This is a genomic window from Rhizobium sp. 25PS6 (assembly GCF_032464655.1).
GTDB classification, from domain to species: Bacteria; Pseudomonadota; Alphaproteobacteria; order Rhizobiales; family Rhizobiaceae; genus Rhizobium; species Rhizobium laguerreae.
Genome location: NZ_JAWDIV010000018.1, coordinates 1 through 21480 on the forward strand (window position 1 = coordinate 1; position 21480 = coordinate 21480).

20 protein-coding genes and 1 pseudogene are annotated in these 21480 nt (G+C 60.9%); 5 read left to right on the forward strand and 16 right to left on the reverse strand.

Features of this window, described 5'->3' with window-relative positions; translation table 11 throughout:
* Window positions 1-275: 275 nt before the first annotated feature.
* From RWK44_RS24130 to RWK44_RS24140, 3 genes are all read right to left on the reverse strand, one after another.
* Window positions 276-2429 (reverse strand): mechanosensitive ion channel family protein, encoded by a 2154-nt coding sequence (locus RWK44_RS24130; protein WP_316029493.1) that lies wholly within the window; start codon window positions 2427-2429, stop codon window positions 276-278.
* Window positions 2430-2568: 139 nt separating this feature from the next.
* A complete protein-coding gene (locus tag RWK44_RS24135) occupies window positions 2569-3879 on the reverse strand; it encodes an epoxide hydrolase family protein (protein ID WP_316029494.1) in 1311 nt (436 codons plus the stop codon).
* Between the two features lie 67 nt (window positions 3880-3946).
* The gene (locus RWK44_RS24140; protein WP_168287279.1) at window positions 3947-4390 is read right to left on the reverse strand and encodes a VOC family protein; all 444 of its coding nucleotides are present in this window, start codon (window positions 4388-4390) and stop codon (window positions 3947-3949) included.
* A 302-nt stretch (window positions 4391-4692) separates the two neighbouring features.
* On the opposite strand from RWK44_RS24140, the gene RWK44_RS24145 reads away from it, so the two are divergent.
* A complete protein-coding gene (locus RWK44_RS24145; protein ID WP_316029536.1) occupies window positions 4693-5640 on the forward strand; it encodes an alpha/beta fold hydrolase in 948 nt (315 codons plus the stop codon).
* Between the two features lie 7 nt (window positions 5641-5647).
* On the opposite strand, the gene RWK44_RS24150 is transcribed toward RWK44_RS24145, so the two are convergent.
* The 5 genes from RWK44_RS24150 to RWK44_RS24170 all read right to left on the reverse strand — a co-directional run bounded on the left by RWK44_RS24150 (window position 5648) and on the right by RWK44_RS24170 (window position 10048).
* Window positions 5648-6541, reverse strand: a complete 894-nt coding sequence (locus RWK44_RS24150; RefSeq protein ID WP_316029495.1) for a LysR family transcriptional regulator — start codon at window positions 6539-6541, stop codon at window positions 5648-5650.
* Between the two features lie 160 nt (window positions 6542-6701).
* On the reverse strand, window positions 6702-7394 hold the full coding sequence (locus tag RWK44_RS24155) for a DUF599 domain-containing protein (protein ID WP_316029496.1): 693 nt from the start codon (window positions 7392-7394) through the stop codon (window positions 6702-6704).
* A gap of 111 nt (window positions 7395-7505) precedes the next feature.
* Entirely contained in the window at window positions 7506-8462 is a 957-nt protein-coding gene (locus RWK44_RS24160; RefSeq protein ID WP_025394593.1) for a biotin-dependent carboxyltransferase family protein, read from the reverse strand.
* Window positions 8450-9157, reverse strand: a complete 708-nt coding sequence (locus tag RWK44_RS24165; RefSeq protein ID WP_170268500.1) for a 5-oxoprolinase subunit B family protein — start codon at window positions 9155-9157, stop codon at window positions 8450-8452. Before RWK44_RS24165 ends, RWK44_RS24160 begins: the two co-directional genes overlap by 13 nt.
* A gap of 111 nt (window positions 9158-9268) precedes the next feature.
* Window positions 9269-10048 (reverse strand): LamB/YcsF family protein, encoded by a 780-nt coding sequence (locus tag RWK44_RS24170; RefSeq protein WP_316029497.1) that lies wholly within the window; start codon window positions 10046-10048, stop codon window positions 9269-9271.
* Between the two features lie 300 nt (window positions 10049-10348).
* Between RWK44_RS24170 and RWK44_RS24175 the strand changes: the two genes are divergently transcribed.
* Window positions 10349-10873, forward strand: coding sequence for a PAS domain-containing protein (locus RWK44_RS24175; protein WP_168287283.1), 525 nt, complete (start codon window positions 10349-10351; stop codon window positions 10871-10873).
* A gap of 83 nt (window positions 10874-10956) precedes the next feature.
* Here the strand turns inward: RWK44_RS24175 and RWK44_RS24180 are convergent, their stop codons facing one another.
* Complete coding sequence (locus RWK44_RS24180; protein ID WP_168283633.1) at window positions 10957-11778, reverse strand: universal stress protein; 822 nt, start codon at window positions 11776-11778, stop codon at window positions 10957-10959.
* Between the two features lie 311 nt (window positions 11779-12089).
* On the opposite strand from RWK44_RS24180, the pseudogene RWK44_RS24185 reads away from it, so the two are divergent.
* Window positions 12090-13341: pseudogene (locus tag RWK44_RS24185) on the forward strand (MgtC/SapB family protein).
* A 103-nt stretch (window positions 13342-13444) separates the two neighbouring features.
* On the opposite strand, the gene RWK44_RS24190 reads toward RWK44_RS24185, so the two are convergent.
* Both RWK44_RS24190 and RWK44_RS24195 read right to left on the reverse strand, forming a co-directional pair.
* Window positions 13445-13822: a hypothetical protein gene (locus tag RWK44_RS24190; protein ID WP_168283631.1), complete on the reverse strand. Its 378-nt coding sequence runs from the start codon at window positions 13820-13822 to the stop codon at window positions 13445-13447.
* A gap of 66 nt (window positions 13823-13888) precedes the next feature.
* The gene (locus RWK44_RS24195; protein ID WP_316029498.1) at window positions 13889-14566 is read right to left on the reverse strand and encodes a hypothetical protein; all 678 of its coding nucleotides are present in this window, start codon (window positions 14564-14566) and stop codon (window positions 13889-13891) included.
* Window positions 14567-14823: 257 nt separating this feature from the next.
* Between RWK44_RS24195 and RWK44_RS24200 the strand changes: the two genes are divergently transcribed.
* Window positions 14824-15450, forward strand: coding sequence for a TerC family protein (locus tag RWK44_RS24200; RefSeq protein ID WP_316029499.1), 627 nt, complete (start codon window positions 14824-14826; stop codon window positions 15448-15450).
* Here the strand turns inward: RWK44_RS24200 and RWK44_RS24205 are convergent.
* The 3 genes from RWK44_RS24205 to metG are packed head-to-tail and all read right to left on the reverse strand — an operon-like array spanning window position 15447 to window position 18607.
* Entirely contained in the window at window positions 15447-16265 is an 819-nt protein-coding gene (locus RWK44_RS24205; protein ID WP_077978167.1) for an MBL fold metallo-hydrolase, read from the reverse strand. The genes RWK44_RS24200 and RWK44_RS24205 overlap by 4 nt on opposite strands.
* A 4-nt stretch (window positions 16266-16269) precedes the next feature.
* Window positions 16270-17052 (reverse strand): TatD family hydrolase, encoded by a 783-nt coding sequence (locus tag RWK44_RS24210; RefSeq protein WP_168283627.1) that lies wholly within the window; start codon window positions 17050-17052, stop codon window positions 16270-16272.
* A gap of 4 nt (window positions 17053-17056) precedes the next feature.
* Window positions 17057-18607, reverse strand: a complete 1551-nt coding sequence (metG, locus tag RWK44_RS24215) for a methionine--tRNA ligase (protein WP_316029500.1) — start codon at window positions 18605-18607, stop codon at window positions 17057-17059.
* 234 nt (window positions 18608-18841) lie between these two features.
* Between metG and RWK44_RS24220 the strand changes: the two genes are divergently transcribed.
* Window positions 18842-19630 (forward strand): sulfite exporter TauE/SafE family protein, encoded by a 789-nt coding sequence (locus RWK44_RS24220; RefSeq protein WP_163880048.1) that lies wholly within the window; start codon window positions 18842-18844, stop codon window positions 19628-19630.
* 39 nt (window positions 19631-19669) lie between these two features.
* On the opposite strand, the gene RWK44_RS24225 is transcribed toward RWK44_RS24220, so the two are convergent.
* Window positions 19670-20695 (reverse strand): DNA polymerase III subunit delta', encoded by a 1026-nt coding sequence (locus RWK44_RS24225; RefSeq protein ID WP_222011727.1) that lies wholly within the window; start codon window positions 20693-20695, stop codon window positions 19670-19672.
* Between the two features lie 8 nt (window positions 20696-20703).
* Window positions 20704-21384 carry a dTMP kinase gene (gene tmk, locus RWK44_RS24230; protein ID WP_222011728.1) on the reverse strand — a complete coding sequence of 227 codons (681 nt, stop codon included), beginning with the start codon at window positions 21382-21384 and terminating at the stop codon, window positions 20704-20706.
* Window positions 21385-21480: the final 96 nt, after the last annotated feature.

Here is a 21480-nt window from a genome sequence, read left to right on the forward strand (position 1 = left end):
AAGCATACATCGCATAAGATAGATTATGGAACCATTGGATGCCTTTTGATTACAATGGCATACCTTCGTCATCCATCTTATAGCCCACTCTTTTAAAATCGCCCCGATCGAATTTGCGCCTGGACGATCCAGCACATCGACGAGTTCATCTGCGGACGTGCCCTCATAGAACAGCTGATCCCAGCCAACGGACTCTTTCGAAACCCGTGTCTCGGACGACGCGTGCTTGGCGGCAACGTCCCGGTCAGACTGTATTGACGGAAAGCTCGCCGTTGCTATTCCTCAAGTGGCGGGATGACTTTCGATGGTCTTTGCAGCTCCGAGGCGGCAGCGGTTGCCGCGGCATCAGCGGGACCGCCGGAAACATGGACGGTCGGCGTTGCAAATTGGATGCCTTTTTCCGCGAATGTCTTCTTGAGCATGGCGAGCGCCTTTCGGCGGACGCCGAACTGCTCGCCGGGTTTCGTCATGAACTTCAGCCGAATCTGCACGCCGTAATCCGCCATCTGCTCAATCCCTTGCATTTTCAAGGGCTCGATGATGTTGGGCCCGAGTTCGGTATCCTCCAGAAGCTCAGCGCCGATGCGCTTGATGGTCTTGCGGACCTCCTCGAGGTCACTGTCATAATTCAGGGTGAGTGTGATGATGTCGATGACCCAGTCACGGCTGAGATTTTGCACCGCGCCGAGTTCGCCGAAGGGAACGATGGTGACCGGACCGCGGTGATGGCGCAAGCGGATCGATCGCAGCGAGAAACCTTCGACCGTACCCTTATATTTCGCCGCCTGGATGTATTCGCCGATGCGAAAGGCATCGTCGAACAGATAAAAGACGCCAGAGATGATGTCCTTGACGAGTGTTTGCGCACCGAAGCCGACCGCTATGCCGACGACGCCAGCGCCCGCCAGCAGTGGTCCGATCTGGATGCCAACGGCATCCAGGATCATCAGGAAGCCGACAGCGCCGATCGCCAGGAAGAGTACATTGCGAAGAATGGGAAGGAGAGTATTCAACCGCTGACGCCGACGCGCCTCGGGGCCATCCTGATGTCCCTCCTGCTCGCTTCGCGACGCCACCGCCATCTGGCTGTCGATCAGCGTGCTTGCGAGCTTCCAGATTACGTCGGTCACCAGCAGCACGATCACGATGCGGATTCCGGCGCGGATCAAGCGTGTGGTCACCGTTTCGGCAGCGGCGAGATCACTGAGATTGACATTCCATGCGCGGGCAATGAGCAGCGCAGCGACCACGATGAGACCGTTGCGCAGCGTTTGCATGATGACAACGGACCATCCGACGATGGCCGGATCCTCGACCGCCTCCCCCTCCCCGGATTGTACAATTCGACGAATGATATCATGAGCCACCGAAACGGTAAGCGGCAGCAGCGTGATGACGACCACTGTCCAGAATGCACCGCGGAGCCCGGATACCCATAACAGCCACGATAGCAGGATGCTCGCGCTGAAGCCGACACAGATCAGCCGGCTCACGGGCGGTCTGTCAGAACGAAAGTGCCGCAGCCAGATCATAACGACCAAAGCGATTGAAACGACACCAAGCCATGCTGCGGTAAAGAGGTCGACCAAGATAGGTGAAGCCCCGATCGTCCCGATCACTTCAATGGTGGCCCAGCCAGCCGCCAGCGCTGCGACGATTCCGAGGAGCCAGTAGTACCAGAACCAGGCAAGCGAGGTGACAAGCGTCAGAAGCCGCATATGCGGCAGGCGGGCGCCTGGCGCGATGACAATGCGGCCCACAAGCACGCCAAGGCGCACCATGAGCGCGGCTGATAGGAGGATCAGCGCGATATCGCGAAACACGGCAGGCCATGGAAACAGGATAAACGCGCCGAGGCTTCCGATCAGGTAACCGACCAAGGCGAGAAGACCCATTGAAAGCCGGGCGGCGTGGAGCTTGATCCGCTGCCGGACGGTGTCGGCGGGCGCGTTCAGCACAAAATGGAGCAGCCCTCGCCCTGACCACCAGGCGAGGCGCTGCGCAACGAACCCGCCTGCGACGAAGAGTATGACCGCCAAGATCAGGCCGACAGGTTCGATACGATCATCCGTTTGGAAGACCCGGATCGCCGACTGGATCTGCCCGGGGAGGGTCGGAACGGCATCGACGAGTGTGAGCAACCTCTGGCGCAAATCCTGTAGCGACGTGGCAATCGACGTCGGTGCCGCCTCTTGCGTGACTGCTACCGGCTGCGCCGGTTTCTGATTGCTAGGGACGATCCGATTGACCAGCGCTCGTCCGGAATCATCATTCGGCAATTCGATAATAACCCGGATCGGCGCCGAGGAATTGGTCGGCTCAGCCGCCGAGGCGGGGTTTGCACTCGCCAGCAGAAGCGTTGAAAATATCAGCGTCAGGAATACGCACAGTCTGCGGCGGCGGGGATGACTGTCGTCGATGATGCGCATGTGGCCGTGGTCCCTGCGATGGTGTCGTCGCTTTTGCTGAGTTGGTCGAAACTTCGGACTTTGTGAAGCGTTGCACGACCAACGTCAATCGACGAACCGGTCTCTGGGATTCAGGCTGCGAACCAAAGGCTAGGCGACTTCAAGACCGCAAGTTTTTGAAGGCCTCCCTGATCTCCTGACTAAAGAGTTCCGGCTCCTCCCAGGCGGCGAAGTGACCGCCCTTGGAGGCGCGGTTGTAGTAGATAAGTTTCGGATAGGCCTTCGACAGCCAGTGCTTTGGCGGCTTGTAGACCTCGCCGGGAAACACCGTGACGGCGACCGGGACTTGGACGGGCGTGAGCTTGGCGCCCGACATGACGTTTTCCCAATAGATGCGACCGCTGGAAGGGCCGGTGTTCGTCAGCCAGTACAGCGTGATGTTGTCGAGGATGGCATCCTTGCCAAGGGCCTGTTCCGGATCGCCGCGTGTATATACCCAGTCGGCGATCTTGTCGTAAAGCCAGGCGGCGAGACCGACCGGAGAATCCGCAATGCCGTAACCGATCGTCTCCGGCCGCGTGCTCATGATCGCTGCGTAGCCGAAGCCGTTGTTGAGGAAGTTCCGGGCTTCGTCGAAGACGACCTTCTCATCCTGAGACAAGCTGTCGGGAGCCGGCCCTCCATCTTTGAGAGCCTGGGCTGCGTCCGCTGGAAACGTCGTGGCCCGCTCGATCCTGTTGACGTGGATCGCGAGCAGCCCATCGGGTGCCTGGCGGCCCAAGGCGTCGCTGATGATCGCGCCCCAGTCACCGCCTTGCGAGACATAGCGGTCATAATGCAGTCGCTTCATCAGCACGTCCCAGGCAGCGGCTATCCGCTGGGGATTCCAACCCGCCGATGGAGGTTTGCCGGAGAAACCGAACCCTGGAATCGAAGGGATCACCAGATGGAAGGCATCATCAGCCGTGCCGCCATGCGCCGTCGGATCCGTGAGCGGCCCGATGACATCAAGCAGCTCGAAGACCGAACCGGGCCAGCCGTGGGTCATGATCAGCGGCAGCGCGTTTTCATGACGGGAGCGGACATGGACGAAATGGATGTCCAGTCCATCGAGAGTGGTGAGAAACTGCGGAAAACTGTTCAGCCTGCTCTCCGCCTTCCGCCAGTCGTAGGGCGACTGCCAGTAGCGCACCAGTTCCTTCAGCCTGTCGGGCTGGACGCCCTGCGAACGGTCCATGACGGTTTCGCCATCGGGCCACCGAGTCTCGGCGAGACGCCGCCTGAGATCTGCGAGCGCCGCCTCGGAGACCTCAACCTTGAACGGTCGAACCTCCTCGGACGCGACGCCGACAACATCAGCGGCGTTGGACGTGCGAGGAAGGAAAACGGCGGTTATGCCGGCCGCGGCAAAGCCTGACAGCAGTGAGCGGCGCGATACGTCGCGGTGTTTCAAAACGTTCAGCATTGCCATGATGCCGTGTCCTTTCGTGATATCGAGGAGAGGAAAAGATGCACTGCCCGCTTCAATGCCGAAAATGTCAGGCCTGGTCCGCTCCGGAACGAAAGATCAGAAGCTTGTTGCCTTCTGGATCGCGAAAATATGCGCAGTAAGGACCCGTGCCGTTCTCGCCACGCGGACCAGGAGCCCCTTCGTCCGAGCCACCCGCCGCCAATGCAGTTGCATGGGCTTCGTCGACCTTTGAACGGGACGGAGCTTCGAAAGCAATCATTCCACCGTTGCCGACGGTGGCAGGGCGGCCATCGAACGGCTTGATGATGCCGAATTCGAGCGTGCGATGTCCGTAGTAGATGGCTCGGTTGGGCTGGACGAGGACTCGTCCGATCCCGAACACGGCCAGAAGCTTGTCGTAGAATACCGAGGCGGCATCCAGATCGTTCGTGCCGACAGTGACGTGGCCCGGGAGGCCGCGGACCTTGTCGGGGGTGGCCGCAACCTGTCTGCTTTGGGTAATGTCAGTCATATCAGTTCTTCCTTATATTGTCGCGGCCGACGCTTTGCCGTCCGCAAGCAAACGCCAACGAGCTGTCTCAAATCGGCGGTTGGTGGATATTGGGCGGGTCGACGGCCGGCCGGCACCTCGGGAAAGCGAGAGGCACCCTCTCACTCAGATGTCAGCCTTGGGCAGCCGAGTCGCAGCGCTGCCGCCGTCGAGAGGATTCCTCTCACTTTCTCCGGCTACCGCGGGCTGACGCCATGCTCAATTATTTGTGGAGACAGCCGGCTTTTGGGCTTTGGCTGACCGCCGTTCAGAAAGGACATCCTATGTCTAAGGACAAAACCGCACATGCTGCATCAGTCGCAGCAACTCCGTCTTCCCACACGGCTGAAGCCTTCGCTTCTACGCAAGCCGCGCAAGACACCATCGACTTTATCGAGATCGACGAAGTCCTGACGCTGAGGAGGATGTTTGTCCGCGCCCCCACGCCAAAAGGCCCAGTGCTTTTCCTGCATGGGTTTCCGGAAACACTGACGGTGTGGAAGGAGATCGCGACAACGCTTGCTCACGACTACGACGTCCATGCTTTCGATTGGCCAGGCTACGGACAGTCGTCGCGCCCGGCTTCGGAACGGTTTTCCTATGCGCCGAGGGCGTACGCCCGAGTGTTGAAGGCCTATATCGAGCGGGCAGGCATCGACCGGTCGAAGCTCGTGATTTACGCGACTGACATCGGTGCCCTCCCCGTCCTGCTGCTTGCTCTCGACGAGCCGACGATCGCCAGGCAGATCATCGTCGGAGACTTCGCGCCGTTCGACCGGCCGCACCACATGTGGGAGAACCTACAGAATCTCAAAGCCGAGCCAACCGCCTCGCCGACCCGTGCCTACATGAACAAGGCAAGCGACGAGATCCTTCAGAACGTGCACAGGCGCGGCCTCTCACCCGCTGAACAATTCGATCTGCGGATCGACGTCCAGCAAGACATGATCCGGTCATGGAGCCGTGATGGCGTCACGTCGGCGGATGCATTCGCGCACTACTATGCAAGTTTCACCCGCGACCAGCAGTATCTCGAGGCCAACCTCGACCGGCTGAAGACGCCTATGAAGGTGATCTGGGGCGAGAAAGACATTTATATCACAAAGGAAATGGGCATCGAGTTCGCCGGCAAGATCGGTGCGAAACTCGACCTCCTGCCAGGCATTGGCCACTTTCCACACCTTCAGAATCCGAAACAAACGGCTGAAGAGATAATCGCATCATTCAGATAATATTGGATTATCTTCGCATACGGAACGCGCGCAGCCGCGGCAGTGCCCAGTCTACAAAAGCCCGTACCTTCAACGCGAGAAGCCCTTGTCGCGCGTAGACGATATGGATGGGCTGGGGTGGGCCGTCGAAATCGCGAAGGATCGGAACGAGCGCGCCGGACGCCAGCTCGTCTGGAACCTGATAGTCGAACAGCCGCGCGATCCCCGCCCCGCCGACGGCCGCCGCAACACAGTTCGCCGCCGTATTCACCTCGAGCCGGTTGCGAGGCGCCGCCTCTATCGGCGTGCCGTCGACGTCAAACGTCCAGAAGAATGTTCGCTTGTTGAAGATGATCCCGTCGCGATCGATGAGATCGCCGGGACGCTCGGGCATGCCATGCCGCTTGAGATAGGCAGGGCTCGCGCAGGTCAGCAGGCAGAATTCCCCAACCTTGGCGGCATGGAGGGCGCTGTCGGCGAGGTCGCCGAGACGGATCGCGATATCCACCTGCTCGGACACGAGATCAACCGTACGGTCGACCGACAGAAGGTTCAGCGATACCTCCGGGTATTCGTCCATGAAGCTCAGCGCAACAGGCAGCACGTATCGGCTCCCGTATTCGATCGGCATCGTGATCGTCAGCACGCCCCGGGGCGTTTGATATTCCCCGGACGCCCTTCGTTCGGCCTCATCGAGATCCGCCATGATCTTTCGAGCGGCGTCGACATAGTCGCGCCCGGCATCGGTGAGCTGCAGATTGCGGCTGGTGCGGACGATGAGGTTTGCCCCAAGCTGCCGCTCAAGTTCGGCTACCTTGCGGCTGACGCTGGGCAATGGCGCGTTGAGCTTCCTGCTGCCGGCCGAGATGCTCCCGGCGTCGACGACCGCCAGCAATATGCGCATCGCTTCGAGACGATCCATCGGACACCGCCAATACCGCTTATGTGCAACCCAGCCTAAGGTTAGGCTTTAGAACATGATGCCGAAAAGTGTGCGCGTTTTCGGACGACATCATACTCTAACTCTTAGATTTAGAACAGGATTCAAATTTTAGGCCGACCGCGCCTGAAATCATCCTGTTCTAGTCAAGCAGCTTGCGTATGGCCATGATCCCCTTTGCAGCATCCGACCAGGATTGACGCCAGATCAAAATGCCGACGCTGAGGATGGTCGCAACAGCGAAGGGGATTGGCCCGAGAAACCAGAAGGCGGCTGCGAAGGTGAAGTAATAAGACCGAACACCGACGCTGAACGATCGAAGCGCCGGGTTCAAAACCAGGGTCAGGGCGTTCGTCCAGCCGGCGATGTCCCTCTCCTCATCGCGGGATGGGCTCGCCCCGATCGCCGCCAGGCAGTAGTTGATCTGCCGGACCGCCCAGATGAAATCGGATAGGCCCCGCAGCAGCGTCGCCATGATCAAGAGGACCTTGCACTGGAAAAACCATGCCGGGTCCTGAGCCGCAAACATCGCGATCAGGCCGCCACCCGATCCATAGTTCGGCTCCATGAACAGCGCGCCGCTGAGCCCGACGATGACGATAAGATTGGCGGAGCCGAAGAAGGACGCCGAATTGATCGTGTGCCCGAGGATCGCGGCATCGCCGATGAAGTTGTTGTCTCGCGTCAGCACCTCCCGCATCCAGGCCGCGCGAATGCGCACCATGTCAACGGAAAGGCTGTCGTTCTTCCTCGGCCACCCTGCTGCCATCAAAGGCTCGACGGCCACCCAGACGAGAAGGAAGAAAACGATCGCCGCGATGTTCAGAAAATCCATGGTGCCCCCGAACCGAATGTGGATTTTTTCTGAACAGTACTTCGAGCTAAGCGCAGCTCCAAGCGCCTATCGCCGCCCTACCCTTCAGATCGACATGCCCATGTTCGCGCGTCATGGTCCGTCGCGGACTGCCGCGAGGTAACGGGACATCGTCGAAGCCCGAAGCCGAATGTGTTCGATCGCCTGCTGCGGTGTCACGGCCAGGAAGCCGATATGGTCGCGTGGGCGCAACTGGACGAAGGCGTCCAGATCCGAATCCACCACCGTGGCGATCTTGGGATATCCTCCAGTCGTCTGGTGGTCGGCCAGCAGAATGGTGGGAACACCGTCTCCGGCGACCTGCACCGAGCCCCGCACGATCGCTTCCGACGGCATGTCCAGCGCGACGCTTGGCGCAAGCGACGGACCTTGGAGGCGTACGCCCATGCGGTCATAGGCGTCGCTCAGGCGGAAAGGGGATGAAAGGAAATTCGACAAAGTTTCTTTCGAGAAGAACCGATCCTGTGGACCGACCACCACACGCAGCTCGGATCGCGGTCTTGCGATGACCGGACATGTGATTGGACCATGTCGATCATCCCGCACGTCCGGATCGGCTATAGTGAGCGTCTGTCCGGCTGCAAGGCGCCCGCCGCCGAGGCCGGAGAGACTGTGCGTCGACATGCTGCCCAGCCAGGTCTTCGCCTCGATATGACCGGCGAAGGCCAGATACGTCCAGCTTCCCCAGTGTCCCGGACGGATTGCCAGCCGCTCCCCGGCCTTCAAGGTGGCGACCATCCATGCGCCGCGCTTGTCGCCGGCATGCTCTACGATGAAGCCTCCTCCCGCGACGCCGAACGTAATCTCCCCCGAGATGCAGTCGAGAACCAGGCCGCCCATGGAGACTTCGATTGTCGGCTGACCAGCAGGGTTGCCGATGGCGGCGTTGGCGGCTGCAAACGAGGTCCTGTCCATCGGACCGGAGGCCGGAACGCCGTAACGCATCAATCCGTGACGTCCTCCGTCCTGGACCGCGACGTGGGGACCCGCGAAGTTGATTGCAAGAACGGCTTCGCTCATGCGAGGCACCTCGCGTCGAATTCGGCCCTGGATATGCGGCGGAAACGCACCGCGTCGCCGACGTCGAAAAGAAACGGACGGTCGTTGGACGCGGCGTCGAGGATCTTTGTCGGCGAGCGGCCGATGATCCACCAGCCGGTCGGCATGGTGAGCGTGCTCACCAGGCATTGCGGACCGGCGATCAGCACGCTTCCGGCGGCGATGCCACGAATAGGCGCCGGCTTCCTCGGCTGCTGAATGGCTTTGGGCACGCCTGCGAGGTAAGCGTATCCTGGAGCGAAGCCGTACATGAAGACGCTGTAGTCGCCGGAGAGATGGGTGGATATGACGTCTTCCGGCGATAATCCACTCGCCTCGGCGACGGCGGCAAGATCGGGCGCAAGATCAGGATCGTAGCAGACGTCGACTTCGCGCATCGCTCCGATCGTCTGTGGAACCTCGGCCGTCAGACGCTCGGCAATGGCCGCCTCCGTCGTCCGATGATCGGCCACGAGCGGGTCGAAGCATATGAGAATGCTGGCATAGGCCGGAACGGCTTCGACGAATCCTTCAAAGGGTGCCGCCTTCAAGGCGGCATCCAGCTTGACGACCTGATCGTGGATCCGTTTATCGATGGTCGCGCCGAATTCGACGAGCACCGCGTGCCCGCCCACCGGGCGGTAGGTCGGAACGCTGCCGGACGATGCGGACGGGTCCTCTGACACGTCAGTCGGCGCCTTCGATCAGAATGAAGTCCGCATCCGCAGCCCGCGCGCAGGTCCCGTAGGCTTCCGGATCGGTGACGGCAGCCTGGGCGATAAGATAGCCTTTGGCCATCACCTGTTTTCCTTTGTCTGTTGAAGGAATGGACCCACCTCGATGCCTGCCTTCTGCAGTTCCCGGCGCACGTGGACGGCCATGGCAAGCGCTCCCGGGCTGTCCCCATGAACGCAGATCGAGTGCGCATCGAGAGGGATCTGAACGCCGTCGACCGTCGGCATGAGGCCGCTGGATAGGTACCCGATCAATCTAGATGCCGCCTCCGCGGGGTCATGGATCATCGCTCCCGGCAAGGTACGCGGAACGAGCCGACCCGTGGAGAGATAGCCGCGATCGGCAAAAATTTCGCTGAAGACGGTCATCCCGGCAACGCGGGCCGCATGTTCCAGCTCTGTCCCGGAGATCGCCAGTATGGCAAGTTCCGGCGAGACCGCTCGGGTTGCGCGGATGATGGCGTCGGCGACCGGCCGTTCGTCGGCCGCCCAATTGGCGAGTGCGCCGTGTGGTTTGATGTAACGGACGCGGGCGCCCGCCAGAGCCGCAGCTCCCATCAGCGCGCCGGTCTGCGTCGCGACAAGCTGCTCAACCTCCCGGATGCTCAAGGGGATCAGGCGTCGTCCGAAACCCTCGCGATCTGCAAAGCCCGGATGGGCTCCAGCGACGACGCCCCGTTCGCTGGCCAAGGCAAGCGTCTCCACCATGGTCGCCGGATCTCCGGCATGGCCGCCACATGCGATGTTCGCACTGGTGACAACGTCAAGGATCGCCTTGTCGTCGCCCATGCGCCAAGGTCCAAACGCCTCCCCCAAATCAGAATTGAGATCGATTTTCGTCATGATTTCCGTCAACCCTTCGCGCCGGTCTTGTCAGCTTCGTCGCATGCTGGAACGTCGAAGCCGAGGTGGAGCACATCTTCGCCGTGCGCGTCAAGAAAACGACGCTGTCGGCTGCGAGCAGCGAGCTTGTGTGCGTTGTCGACCTAAACTGTCCTTGCCGTTGCGTCTGATCGAAAGGCGGCTAAGATTGGGGGCGAAACGGTCGACCGCCCTGTCATTTGATCGAGCGCATCGTATTCTTTCGAGAGCCAGGTGACGTAGCCACCCGGCAGCATTGGAGTGCAGGCCGGGGATGCGGAAATGAATCATGTCAACAGAGCTTTGGGAACGTCCGAATTTTCCTTTACCGACGAGCCTGGCATTTTCACCTGGGAGTTGGCGAGCGACAAGGTTTATGCGGATTCGGCGCTGGCAAATCTGTTTGGGCTCGATCCGGAAGAGACCCTCACGGGGTTGCCGGTCATCAGATACCTCGACCGGATTCATCCGGACGACAAGCCATCTGTGGCCAAGGCGATTTCAGAATCGGTGATCACAGGAAATCCGTATCGCTGTGACTATCGGGTATTTGATCGAAGCGGGCAAATAGTCGCCGTGGCGGCCTTGGGCCGTTGCTTCAGGGATGAAGCCGGAAACCCGTCGCAATATGCGGGTATCGTCTTCCCGACGAATGATCACGGGGAGCAAGACGAATTGTCCGCTCACTGCAATGCGGCACTGAAAATTGCGCGGTCAACCGGCCTGCGGACGACGGCCGATGCGCTTGAAGCTATCGTCAGGGAGCTTGCCAAGCCGATGCCTTCAGACGTCGCGAAGGTTCATTGATTCGTTCCAAAGCTTTGGTTGTGGCATCAGACTTTCGGTGATGGCGATTGCGGCTATCGGCGACGCGCCGCGCGCACTCTGAATTAGTGACAAAGGAGAGTGGGCATTTCGAGGTGGGTCAACAGCGACCGTGTCACCCCTCCCAACAGGAATTCGCGTAGTTTCGAATGGCCGAATGCGCCGGCGACGAGCAAGTCTGCCTTGCGTTCCAGGGCGGCAGCTTGAATGACGCTGGCCGGTGAGTTTCCCTGCGCTTGCACGGCTGCGATATCGACGGCAAGACCAGCCTTTCGGAGCGCGGTTGCAAGGCGGTCTCGGGCGCGCTCGTCAATCTGCTTATCATCGGTAACGGAAATCAGGACGACACGCGAGACCTGTTCCAGCAACAATCTGGCGCCTGTCAGTGCCCGCGCAACAGTGGCTCCTCCATCCCAGGCGACGGCAACAGCCTCGATCCGGCCGCAGAAATTATCCGGAGGAAAAAGCAGGAGCGGTCTACCGCTTTCAAACAGCACGCTCTCGATCTGCCGCTTCATCAGCTCAGATGCTTCCAAAATGGAAAGATCATATGCGCGCGACAGCTCGGCAAGAGTTTGTGCGACAAACGGCTCCCTCGCATCGAATGGCTGGATTTCGACCTCGACCTCGGCTTTTTTCGCATAATCACGGAGCGTCTGCCCGAGAACGGTTCCATTGTCCTTACTCAAGCGCTCCGCCTCCGCACGCATTTTGTCGACGTCAATGAGTGACGGAAATCGCGGCTGAAAGGGTTCGATCCTGACCAGCGGTATACTTGCCGTCAACCCGGCCTTCTGGTGAAGGGAAACAGCGACAGCGTTCTGAAGGAGCGAGAAAGAGCTTGCGTCTGGATAGGTGGCCAGCGGTAAATGGAATTGCGCTTTCACGGCCGATGTCCTCCGAATGGTTGGAGATTATTATAGCGCAGAGGTGTCTCCCGCGCTTTGACGAAGATCAAGGTCGCTCCACCACGAAAGTGCGAGCGTGATATTGACCGTCCTAGGAAGCAAGCGGAATTCGTTGGGCGAAGCGGCAAAGATCCGTGTTAAGCGATGAAGTGCGAAGCCCGATTGAATATCAGCACTTCACGGAGCAAACCCGTCCGGACGCCGCTGAGTAGCAGCTTGCGGGTGAACAGCAATGGCATATACGGCGCAGCTGCCTTCGATGAATCGGTTGGCGCGCTTGGACCCGTCGGATGATGACATCATTGGTGACGACAGAAGCATTCCAGCGCCTCAGCCTCGCGCTTGCAATCGGCATTCTTGTCGGCATTGAGCGCGGCTGGCAGGATCGTGAGGCTGCGCCAGGCAAAAGAGTGGCCGGTATCCGCACCTATGGCTTATCAAGTTTCCTCGGCGGTTTCTGCGGTTTCCTCCAGCCTGTGACAGGGCCGATTCTGCCGACAGCTATCTTTATATTCTTTTGCATCACGGTTCTCCTCTTCAGCCGCATGCAGGCGGCACAAGAAGAGGATTACAGCGCCACCGGCACCATTGCGGCCTTGGCGGTCTTTGCGCTGGGCTTTGGCGCGGTTGTGGCGGATATGACGGTAACGGCCGCAAGCGCTGTGGCAATAACCGCCCTTCTTGCAGCGCGGGAGCCGTTGCATGGATTTCTTCGCCGATTGACCTGGCTTGAACTCAGGGCCGCCCTGATCCTGCTGACCATGACGATCATCATCCTCCCGATCCTTCCCAACGAACCGATTGATCCTTGGCAGACAATCAATCCTTTCGAGCTTTGGATGATGACGATCCTGGTGGGAGCCGTTTCCTTTGCCGGTTATATACTCATCAAGCTGAGCGGCGCCCGCGCCGGAATACTGCTGACCGGGACCAGTGGCGGCATCGTTTCCTCGACGGCGCTGACGCTTTCCTTCGCCCGTCAGTCGAAGCAGATGCCTGCCCTCGCCCCACTCCTCTCAGCGGGAGCAATGCTGGCGGGAGCCGTTTCTCTCGCCCGCGTGCTTTTGATTTGCGGCGTCATTGCACCAGCTGTTTTCAGGGATCTTGCTCCATTACTCGCTCCGGCTGCTGCCACCCTCGCCATAGCAGGCGGCTTCGCCGCATTGCTGCAGCGCCCGGATGACAGCACCGATTTTTCACCCCGAAACCCACTCGAGGTGATGGTCGTGCTGCGCTTCGCGCTCGTTCTCGCCGTCGTGACAGTCCTGACGCGAATGACCTTGATCGTCTTTGGAACTCAGTCGCTGATCGCCCTTGCATTCATCACAGGACTGGGCGATAACGCTTGCCGTTGCGAAATTGCCATCCATCCAGGTGCCCGCGGATGCGGCCGCTCGCGCCATAGCGGTCGCCGCTTTCGCCAATTTTCTTGCGAAAGCCGTCCTTGCAGCAAGTATGGGGAGCATCGCCTATGCGGTTCGTTTCGCGATCGCAGGCGGTGTCGCGACCTTGGCCGGAATTGCCGGCTTGGTTTTGACATGAGCGCTTGTTCGCATATCGATCACCGGCTCCAATGACGTTCGTCCACTCAAATCGGTGCCTGGAACGATATTCGTCCGCGCCAGGTAGCCGCCATTGGCGATCGTCACCGCGGTCTTGCCTCCTGGATATGACCAACAAATCCCGCAAGCAGGACGCCGAGCGCAAGACGCCGAACCAGCCTGGCTGCAATGAAGGTTGCGCCGATCGCCGCGGCAAGTTTCAGCCAGGGATAATCGCCAAGCTGGACATGAGCGCTTGCATCGACCGATACCGCCTTGGCTTTCAGCGCCGCTTCGGCATCCTCGCGCAGCACGCCTATGCGGGCATTCAGCAGCCTGACCTCATGCTGCAGGGCGTTCAGGCTCTCGTCGGCCTTCTCACGCGCCGTCTGTTCCGCTGCGTCGGCGAAGGGCGGATCACCTTCCGCGATGAGTTCGTCGGGGTCAGGCGGAAGGCCGTGGCGGTTGATGGATGATTGCATCGACATGTCCTCGAATAGTTGAGCGAGAAGAAATGAGGCCCGGCATTGCGGCCGGGCCTCGTGATATCAATGGTCGCGTCGGAAACCCTGGCTCTGATGAGATCCGCCTTGCGATTGGGTTTGGGACTGGCCTTGGGATTGCCGATTGGTTTTGTCCGATGACGTCGTGCCAGGGTCGGGCAAGGTATAGGCACGCACCTTGGCGCTTCCATGCGCGGTGTCCCGCATTGCCACCGGGCGCGCATCGTCGAATGCGCTCTCGGACACGGCGAGGTCTTCCGAGGCTTTGCCGCCATGCGCCGATCCGGCAAAACCGGTATTGGACGCGCCTTGCTGTCTGTCCTCCAACGACCAGAGATCTGCCCGTTCATCCATGTCGATGCTGCCCTCGTCGTCCAGAATATCGTGGACGGTCTCGTAGAGCGCGTCATCGACATCATTGACCTGAACGAGGAAACCGCCTCGCCGCAGCCCTTCTGCGTAGACCGCGCGATCCTCGTCGGGGAAGAAGAAGTCTGCCAGCGCGTCGAAAAAGCCGCTTCGGTCGTCGCTCATCGCGCCGGCATTCTTTCCATCCGCCTCATATCCGGGCATCAGCCTTATTCTCGCAACCGGCACACCCGCGTCTTCAAGACGGGAGACGGCGGATTCGGCGTCCGATCGGTTGTCAAAAAATGCGGCAAGGCTGCTGCCGCCTGTCGGGCCTGAAAAGGCCGGGTTGGTATCGTTGTAAATGCTGCCCATGGGACTGTCCTCTCGATGTTTGGATCCAGCCGCCAATCCGAAGTTTGGCCGAAGTCTGGTTTCCTGACTTGAAGAACCGGCGGCTGAGTTGAATGTTCCAAGGGAATGGCGATGCTCCGCTGTATCGCCTGCTGTTTCATTGCCGCCTGCCATTTCGACGCGCAGACGCGCAAATTACGCCGCCTGCGAAATCGCTCAGCGGTTGACGTCAAACCTTCGAGACGCTAGCACGGCTTTGACGTATTGGGGATATTCATATGGACATGTTTACGGCAGCCGGTATGACGGCTTTGCTGCAGGTCATTGCTATCGACCTCGTTCTCGCCGGCGACAACGCCGTAGTTATCGGTCTTGCTGCTGCCGGCCTCGAGGCGACACAGCGCCGCAAGGCGATTATCGTCGGCATCGTGGCCGCGACCGTTCTGCGCATTCTCTTTGCCAGCGTCGCAGTCTACCTGCTGGCGATCGTCGGCCTGCTGCTGGCCGGCGGTCTGCTGCTGCTCTGGGTCTGCTGGAAGATGTGGCGCGAGCTTCGCGCCGGCCATGGCGAGCATCACGGAGCGGTGGGTGGCGAAGGAGCGCCGAAAAAGACCTTCTTCCAGGCGGCGACCCAGATCGTCATTGCCGACGTCTCGATGTCGCTCGACAACGTGCTGGCCGTTGCCGGTGCTGCGCGCGAACATCCGAGCGTGCTGGTCATCGGTCTTGCCCTGTCGATCGCGCTGATGGGTATTGCCGCAAACTTTATCGCCCGGTTGCTCACCAACCATCGCTGGATCGCCTATGTCGGCCTGCTGATCATCCTCTATGTCTCGCTTGACATGATCCACCGCGGCGGCGTCGAACTGCTGCCCTACGTGCAAGCGAGCGGGTTCAAGCTTTAGAGCCTGACCTCGGTCTCAAAACTCATCTGGTCATACGCCGGCACCACATGGTCCGGCGTCTCAGCCATCACCACGTCGTAGTCGAGCGGCGTGTGCATATGGGTAAGGATCGCCCGTTTGGGCTTCAACCGGCCGATCCAGTCGAGCGACTGTTCCAGCGACAGATGGCTCGGATGGTAGGTATATTGCAGCGCGTCGATGATCAGCATGTCGAGGTTCTGAAGCTTCTCGACGGTCTGCGGTGGGAAATCGCTGATATCACTGCAATAAGCCACATCGCCGATGCGGAAGCCGAGCGAGTGGATATCCCCATGCTGCTGGATATGCGGATGGAAGGCGATCGTCCCGCCTGGACCATGAATTTCGACGGGCGCGTCGAGGTTTTCGATGACGATCGGCAGCACGATCGGCGGGTAATTGCTGCCCGGCGGCGTTTCCAGGCAATAGCCGAAGGCTTCCCGCAACCTGTCCATCGTAAATTGGTCGGCAAAGATCGGCACCCGGCGGCGGGTGTTGTGAAAATAGCCGCGCAGATCGTCGATGCCGTGAATATGATCCGCATGCGGATGGCTGTAGAGAACGGCATCGACATGGTCAGCCCCTGCCCTGATCATCTGCTCGCGAAAATCCGGCCCGGTGTCGATGACGACGGTCGTCACGCCGCCATCGGGTGCGAATTGCTGCACCATGAAGGCAGCACGCGTGCGTCGGTTCTTCGGATTGTCGGGATTGCAGGCGCCCCAGTCGCCGGTGATGCGGGGCACGCCCGGTGACGACGAACAGCCGAGAATGGTGAAACGTCGCCGGTAGAGCACGCCGCTAGATCCTCGGCATCTTCGAGAACAGCCGGAAAGCGTTCTCCGTAGTGATCCGCGCGACCTCCTCGCTGGAAAGGCCGATCGTATCGGCGAGCACTTCGGCCGTGTTGACGACATAGGACGGCTCGTTGCGCTTGCCGCGCCAGCGCTTCGGCGCCAGATAGGGCGCGTCCGTTTCCACCAGCAGCCGCTCATGCGGGATCGTCCTGGCGATCTCGCGCAGCTCGTCCGACTTTGGGAAGGTCAGGATGCCCGAGAAGGAGATATAGCCGCCGAGTGCGACGCCGGTCTTGGCAAGTTCCGGGCCTGCGGAGAAGCAGTGGAGAATGAAGGGGAAGGCCCCCTTCCCGCTTTCCTCGGTCAGTATGTCGGCCATGTCCTCGTCGGCGCTGCGGCTGTGGATGACGAGCGGCAGCTGGGTCTCGCGCGCCGCCGCGATGTGCCGGCGAAAGCCGGTCTGCTGATCCTCAGGCTTTTGCGTGTCGTAGAAATAGTCGAGACCGGCCTCGCCGATCGCCACCACCTTCTCATGGGCATTGGCAAGCCGCACCAGCTCGTCCGTCTCAATATCCAGCTCTTCGTCGGCATTGTTCGGATGCGTGCCGACCGAGCAGAACACCGAAGGATATTTCTCCGTGATGGCAAGCAGCGTCTCGAGCTTGCGCACCCGCGTCGAGATCGTCACCATCTGCGCGACGCCAGCCTGATGCGCGCGCGCGACGATCTCGTCCCGCTCCGCCTCGAAGTCGGCGAAATCAAGATGGCAATGCGTGTCGATCAGCACGGCCTCAAGCCTCCGGAGCCACGTAGCGCGGGAAGACCGGCGTCGGCGCTTCGAGTGCCGTTCCGGCAATGAGGCGGCCGGCTTGCCCAAGAGCGGCGAAGTCGCGCTTGTCGTCGGGTGCTGCGACCAGATCGAGCAGCTTGGCCGAAGATTCCGGCATGAAGGGCTGCAGCAGGATGGCGATCTGTCGCACGACTTCGGCAGTCACATAAAGCACCGTGCCCATACGCACCGGATCGGTCTTCTTCAGCGCCCACGGCGCCTGGCCGGCGAAATAACGGTCGGTCTCGGAAACGACCGAAATGATCGAGGCGAGCGCCCGGTGGATCTGCTGCTTGCCCATATCCTCGCGGGTCGAGGCATGCAGCGCGTCGACCTCAGCCAGCATCGCCTTGTCCTCGTCGCTGAGCACCCCGCATTCCGGGATCTTGCCGTCGCAATTCTTGACGATCATCGACAGCGAGCGGCTGGCGAGATTGCCGATGCCGTTGGCGAGGTCGGAGTTGATGCGGGTGCCGATCGCCTCTTCGCTATAGCTGCCGTCCTGGCCGAAGGAGACTTCGCGCAGGAAGAAGTAGCGCACCTGGTCGAGGCCGAAATGGTTCACCAGGTTGACGGGGTCGACGACGTTGCCAAGCGACTTCGACATCTTCTCGCCCTTGTTGAGCAAGAAGCCATGGGCAAAGACCCGCTTCGGCAGCGGCAGCTTCGCCGACATCAGGAAGGCCGGCCAGTAGACGGCGTGAAAGCGGATGATGTCCTTGCCGATGATGTGCACGTCGGCCGGCCAGTATTTCGCCCGCGGGCCGTTCCGGTCCTCGATATAGCCTGTTGCAGTGATGTAGTTGGTCAGCGCGTCGACCCAGACATACATGACATGGGCCGGATCGTTCGGCACCTTGATGCCCCAGTCGAAGGTCGTGCGCGAGACCGAGAGGTCCTTGAGGCCTGACTTGACGAAGGAGATCACCTCGTTGCGGCGCTCGGCTGGGCCGATGAAATCGGGGTTTTCTTCGTAATGGGCAAGCAGCTTCTCCTGATATTCGGAGAGCTTGAAGAAATAGCTTGCCTCTTCCACCCACTCGACAGGCGTGCCCTGCGGCCCGTAGCGCACGCCGTCGGCGCGCAGTTCCGTCTCGTTTTCCTGGTAATAGGCCTCGTCGCGCACCGAATACCAGCCGGCATAGCTGTCCTTGTAGATGTCGCCATTGTCGGCCATCAGCTTCCAGATGTTCCGCGACGTCTCGTGATGACGCTCCTGCGTGGTGCGGATGAAGTCATCGTTCGAGGCGTTGAGCAGCGTCGCCATGGCCTGGAATTCGCCGGAGTTGCGGTCGGCAAGCGCTTGCGCAGTGATCCCCTCGGCGCGCGCCGTCTGCTGCATCTTCTGGCCGTGTTCGTCGGTGCCGGTCAGGAAGAACACATCCTTGCCGTCGAGGCGCTGGTAACGCGCCATCGCATCCGTCGCGATCAGTTCATAGGCGTGGCCGATATGCGGCTTGCCGTTGGGGTAGGAAATCGCGGTGGTGATGTAGAAGGGTGTCTTGTCTGTCATGGCGGCCAATGTCCGGCTAACTCTATAAAAATGGTCAGCCGCTCTTAGCGCATGTCACCGTCAAGCGAAACCTCAACTTTCCAGTTGTCGATGATTTACGGCACGATAGCGTCGTGAACTTGACTCAGCTTCTCGCCCAATCTACCCGTCTTGGGAAAGAGGGCGGGACAAGAACGAAGTGCGAGTTTTCATCTACCGGAATGGTCGTGGCCGCGCGCCGTCGGGGGCGCTTGCTTGACATTCGAGCCGCTCTATTCGCTTTCGGGCCTGTTCGTCGGCGCTCTCGTCGGCATCACCGGCGTTGGCGGCGGCTCGCTGATGACGCCCCTGCTGGTGCTTCTCTTCGGCGTCCATCCAGCCACCGCCGTCGGCACAGATCTTCTCTATGCGGCGATCACCAAGACGGCAGGTACGGCCGTTCACGGCATGCACGGGCGCGTCAACTGGAAGATTGTCGGCAGCCTCGCAGCCGGCAGCCTGCCGGCCGCCCTGCTGATGCTCTGGCTGCTGGCCGGCGTCGATCGCAAAAGCATCGGCGTGACCAATACCATCACCACGGCGCTCGGCTGGCTTCTCGTCATGACCGCAATCATGCTGGTCTTCCGGGGCCCGATCCTCGAACTGGCGCGCCGCGCCATCGGCGATCGCACGCCGCCAAAGCCGACAACCATCCTCGCTCTCACCGTCATTCTCGGGTTCGTTCTCGGCGTCCTCGTCACCTTGACATCGGTCGGCGCCGGCGCGCTGGGGGTGACGATCCTGCTGGTCCTCTATCCGAGGCTCGATGTGCGCGAGATCGTCGGTTCCGATATCGTCCATGCGGTACCGCTAACCTTGATCGGCGGCACGGGCTATTGGCTGATCGGCGAGATCGACTGGCCGATGCTGCTTGCCTTGTTGATCGGCTCTATCCCCGGCATCATTATCGGCAGCCTTCTGGCGCCGAAGCTGCACGAACGCACCATCCGCATCGTCCTTGCCGCCACGCTTGCCGTCGTCGCACTGAAGCTGCTGACCGGCTGATCAAAGCGCTGTGCCGGAAAGTGTCAGCGGTGACGCGCTTTAAAGGCCCGGCTGCTTGATATCGGCAAGGATGCTGATGATCGTCTGCTTGCGGTCGAGGTTGTAGCCATCGGAAATGGTGAGCCGCTCGGTGATCTCGGAATAGAGCCGCGCCAGCCTCTCCGCCGCGGCGATCTGCCCCTCGCCGGCCGCCGCGCGCGCCCGGTTCATGATGTCGTCGCCGACATGGCTGACGAAGAAATCGAAGATCGTGTCGCTTTCCCGACCCGAGAGCGCGTCGGCCAGCCGATGCATCGCCTTGCGGGCTGTCGGCCCTTCGGCGGAAAGCATCTCGTCATAGGCGGCGATGATCTCGCCGCCGCCGTAGTTCAGGAGTTTCAGCGCCTCGCCGACGCTGCCCTTGGCGGCCGAAAGCACCGCCCCGTCCTCGCCTGATATGCCGAGATGGGCAAGGGCCGCGACGAGCGCGTCATCGGCAAGCGGCGCCAGCTTCAGCGGCAGGCATCGCGAACGGATCGTCGGCAGCAGCCGTCCCGGCGCATGCGAGAGCACCAGGAACAGCGCCCGCTTCGGCGGCTCTTCCAGGATCTTCAGGATGGCGTTGGCCGCATTGCGGTTCATGTCGTCGGCGGGGTCGATGATGACGATCCGCCAGTTGCCGGTGCCCGACGTCTGCGAGAAGAACTTGCCGGCGCGGCGCACCTCGTCGACGGTTATCGCCGATTTCACCTTGCCGGTCTTTTCGTCCACCGGCCGGGCAAGGTGCAGCAGATTGTGCGAGGCGCCCGACGCGATCTGCCGGCTGACGGGAGAGGCAGGATCGGGATCGCCGATCGTCTCCGGCGCTGTCTCGGGATCGGGGTGCGAGAGCACGTGATTGGCAAAGCGGAAGGCGAGCGTTGCCTTGCCGATGCCTTCCGGCCCCTCGATCAAGATGGCATGGTGGCCCTTGCCGGACCGGTAGGACTGCGCAAGGAAGGCTTCCGCCTCCTTATGCCCGAACAGCTTGGTATTTTCCCCCGGCCAGATGGCACCGTCGAGCAGTCCGGGCCTCTCTTCACTCATGATGGGCCTCACTCATGGTGGGCGGCTTCCGGCATTCGCGTACGGCCTGCAGGCGACAGCAACTGTTGGACGATCGCCAGGATCTCGGCGGCGATCGCCTCTTCCGTCTGCATCGCGTTGACCACGTGGCAGCGCTCCGGCTCGCGGGCGGCGATATCGAGAAAGGCCTCGCGCCGTTTCTCGTGCGTTTCCAGCCGCTCCTTCTCGAAGCGATCGGGACCGTCGGCGGCTGCGCGCTTCTGCGCGCGCTCCAGCCCGACCTTGGCGGGGATGTCGAGGATCACGGTGCAATCCGGCATGACACCGTTAATGGCGATGCGCTGCAGCGTCTCGATGAAATCGGGCTCGAGATTGCCGGTGATGCCCTGATAGACGCGGGAGGAATCCATGAAGCGGTCGCAGAGCACGACCTTGCCTGCGGCCAGGGCCGGCCGGATCACCTCTTCGACATGGTCGTTGCGCGCCGCCGCAAAGAGGATCGCCTCCATCCGCGTACCGAAGGCTTCGGCAGCCCCCGACAGCAGCACATGGCGCACGGCTTCGGCTCCCGGCGATCCGCCTGGTTCGCGCGTCATCAGCACGTCGTGACCTTCGCCCTTCAGCGCCTCGGCGAGGCGGCGGATCTGCGTGGATTTCCCAGCACCTTCCCCGCCTTCAAACGTAACGAACAATCCCGTACCGGATGACAATGACAACTTCCCGCATTCCAGGCGCCGCACGCGCCCCGCTCCTTCTATCTATCCGAAGATATCAGGGAGGAAAACCTTTCGCCGCGGCGACAGTTT

Bases quoted from the DNA above. Each gene is read 5' to 3' on its own strand.
- RWK44_RS24155 (WP_316029496.1), bottom strand. From the start codon at position 7,394: ATGGATTTTCTGAACATCGCGGCGATCGTTTTCTTCCTTCTCGTCTGG.
- RWK44_RS24190 (WP_168283631.1), bottom strand. From the start codon at position 13,822: ATGCAATCATCCATCAACCGCCACGGCCTTCCGCCTGACCCCGACGAA.
- RWK44_RS24170 (WP_316029497.1), bottom strand. From the start codon at position 10,048: ATGACGAAAATCGATCTCAATTCTGATTTGGGGGAGGCGTTTGGACCT.
- RWK44_RS24140 (WP_168287279.1), bottom strand. From the start codon at position 4,390: ATGACTGACATTACCCAAAGCAGACAGGTTGCGGCCACCCCCGACAAG.
- metG (WP_316029500.1), bottom strand. From the start codon at position 18,607: ATGACAGACAAGACACCCTTCTACATCACCACCGCGATTTCCTACCCC.
- RWK44_RS24130 (WP_316029493.1), bottom strand. From the start codon at position 2,429: ATGCGCATCATCGACGACAGTCATCCCCGCCGCCGCAGACTGTGCGTA.
- RWK44_RS24195 (WP_316029498.1), bottom strand. From the start codon at position 14,566: ATGGGCAGCATTTACAACGATACCAACCCGGCCTTTTCAGGCCCGACA.
- RWK44_RS24200 (WP_316029499.1), top strand. From the start codon at position 14,824: ATGGACATGTTTACGGCAGCCGGTATGACGGCTTTGCTGCAGGTCATT.
- RWK44_RS24135 (WP_316029494.1), bottom strand. From the start codon at position 3,879: ATGGCAATGCTGAACGTTTTGAAACACCGCGACGTATCGCGCCGCTCA.
- RWK44_RS24145 (WP_316029536.1), top strand. From the start codon at position 4,693: ATGTCTAAGGACAAAACCGCACATGCTGCATCAGTCGCAGCAACTCCG.
- RWK44_RS24225 (WP_222011727.1), bottom strand. From the start codon at position 20,695: ATGAGTGAAGAGAGGCCCGGACTGCTCGACGGTGCCATCTGGCCGGGG.
- RWK44_RS24175 (WP_168287283.1), top strand. From the start codon at position 10,349: ATGAATCATGTCAACAGAGCTTTGGGAACGTCCGAATTTTCCTTTACC.
- RWK44_RS24150 (WP_316029495.1), bottom strand. From the start codon at position 6,541: ATGGATCGTCTCGAAGCGATGCGCATATTGCTGGCGGTCGTCGACGCC.